The sequence below is a fragment of the Pseudobacteriovorax antillogorgiicola genome, from assembly GCF_900177345.1.
In the GTDB taxonomy this organism is placed as follows: Bacteria; Bdellovibrionota_B; Oligoflexia; order Oligoflexales; family Oligoflexaceae; genus Pseudobacteriovorax; species Pseudobacteriovorax antillogorgiicola.
Genome location: NZ_FWZT01000060.1, coordinates 1 through 2,187 on the forward strand (window position 1 = coordinate 1; position 2,187 = coordinate 2,187).

4 protein-coding genes are annotated in these 2,187 nt (G+C 49.4%); all 4 read right to left on the reverse strand.

Features of this window, described 5'->3' with window-relative positions:
* Window positions 1–923: coiled-coil domain-containing protein (locus B9N89_RS31075; RefSeq protein ID WP_143478322.1), on the reverse strand; the 923-nt coding region annotated here is incomplete at its 3' end.
* A 122-nt stretch (window positions 924–1,045) separates the two neighbouring features.
* On the reverse strand, window positions 1,046–1,357 hold the full coding sequence (locus tag B9N89_RS31080) for a phage tail assembly protein (RefSeq protein WP_132319600.1): 312 nt from the start codon (window positions 1,355–1,357) through the stop codon (window positions 1,046–1,048).
* A gap of 8 nt (window positions 1,358–1,365) precedes the next feature.
* A complete protein-coding gene (locus B9N89_RS31085) occupies window positions 1,366–1,875 on the reverse strand; it encodes a phage major tail tube protein (RefSeq protein WP_132319598.1) in 510 nt (169 codons plus the stop codon).
* Window positions 1,876–1,878: 3 nt separating this feature from the next.
* Window positions 1,879–2,187, reverse strand: a 309-nt coding sequence (locus B9N89_RS31660; RefSeq protein ID WP_327356521.1) for a phage tail sheath C-terminal domain-containing protein, incomplete at its 5' end; no start/stop codon positions are given.

Consider the following 2,187-nt stretch of genomic DNA (forward strand, 5'->3'; position numbering starts at 1 on the left):
TCTTCCTGCTTTTTTACTTTAGAGTTAGTCCTATCAAAGGCCTGAGTGGCTGCCGCTTGGGCCTTCTTTGCGGATCCCAGTGACTTATTGTGTTCCCTAAGGGTAGCCCGATGCCTTTGGATGGCATTCTTTGACTCAAGGATCTTTTCCTTTGTTCTTGCAGCTGAACTCGAAAGCTCTTTCATGCGGTCAGAATGGGCTTTAAGAGCGGATTTGCCTTGCTCAAGAGCAGTTTGCTGCTGACCGAGGCTTCGGCTAAGGGATTTGGATTCTCTGGTTTCTCTTACAAGAACCTTGCTTGTAAGATCGATCGCCTTTTTATGACGATCTTTCTCGGCAGTGAGTTTAGCGATAAGGGCCGCCTGCTTCTTATCGGTACTCGATTGTCCCGTAGCTGCGCTTGTTGCTTTCCTAAGGGCAGTTTCCACACCTTTTAGAGCTTTCTCTTCACGGCTAAGTTCTAGGCCAAGTCTTCTCGTGCTGGCGCTGAGGGCGTTGAGCCTTTGCTCATCCTTCTTTGCGACCAGCTCTCTTTCTTTCTGAGCCTTGGACAAGGCGCGGTAGGCCGCCTTAGACTCTTTTAGAGCCTCCGTCTCCTTAAGAAGCGACTGCTTGTACTGGCGCTGCTCGGCAGTGATAGCCTTGAGCGCACCCCTTGCTGAGTCGGTAGCCTTTGTCTTGGCTTTAAGGTCAGCATCACTTTTTCGAAGGGCATCGCTAGCTTCACCGAGTTCCCCCTTAAGGTCGGCAAGATCTTTTGCCATCGCTTTGTAGGCATCAATCTTTTTCAAACTCTGATCCGCTGCCCTAATCGTTTTTGAGAGGGCATTGATCTTATTCTCAGCAGATCCAAATCTCTCACTGAACGAGCGATCAAACATGGCAGCAATGGCAATGCTGACCTTTTTTCTATTCTTTGACATTAGCGTTTACCCAGATGTCGCTTGGAGGTGTTTTTTCTTCTTCGTCTTCAAGGGCTTTTACCCAGAGATCAAACTCTGCTAGACTCATGGCCATGAAAGTATGTGAGGGGAGACCAAATTCTTTATATAGAACGCGTAGCAGCTTTCTGAATTTGATCTCCTCGTCTTCTCCTTCGATTTTTTTTTGGCTTGCTTAGAAGCCTTTCCACATCATCAGAAATCTCTTCCAAATCGTCAGTCGATAGTTGATCGATGAATGCCCGAGGCTTCTGAAGAATGACGGCCATGATCTCAAGGCCACGCTCCTCCTCATCCTCAATGGACTGAGCGCGGCTGATGGCTCTCGACTGGCCGACTGTTATAAATTCAGTGAGTTTGATGTCGGTGATCTCCTCACCCTCAAACTCCATGGGATAGATCAGTTCGTACTTCAATTGCTCTCCTAGAGGCCAAGGGTGGCCCTTATGTTTTGGTAGTAGTCGATGCCGGCAATATTTCTGATGCCGTTTTCAATGTCGATCGTTGCAAGGGGGAATGAATCAAGGGTTAGAATGTAGCGGCTTAATGAGACGGTAACCTCAACGCCGGCTGCCTTCATGTCGCCAGGCTTCCACTGGCCAGAAGCGATCTTTTTGATACCGCCCTGCATGACAGCCTTAGCCGGAACCGATTCTCCCGCCTGCCCCTGAAGGGCGCCCGTTGCAATGATACCCGCCGACCCGCCGAGCTGGAGGCCATAGAGTAGGAAGACCTCTTTATTAAGGGATGGAAACTTTAGGGTCGACTCAAGCTTTTCCATCCCCACATCGATCTCGATGGGAGCATCCATGCCGGCCCCGCGCCACTCCTCCGTCTTAAGAGTAAGCTCTGGAAGACTCATCTCTTCGCAGATGTTTCTAAAGCTGGTTCCAGTGATCGAGACTTCAAAGTTTTTGAAGAATTTTGGTAGCAAGCATTAGCCTCCTAGTGTCTTAAGATAGTCGTTGGTGATTCGCTCTTTAAACGTTAGCCGCTCGCTAACAGGTGATGGGGTGTATTCAAAGACAAAGTAGGCCTTACCATCTGCCAATGCGTCAGGAGTATTCGACTCTTCGTCTGGATAGCAAACGCCCCCTGCTATGGCTCCATCCCGTTGAAGACGGGCAAGATAATTTGTGACGCTTGTCGCAACTTCATCAAAGTAGCGCTGACTTCCCATGTTCTTGGCAAGAGCCCAGCGATGACCAGAGATCAGAGCCTCGCGGATGGAGTTTCTGATTCTGAC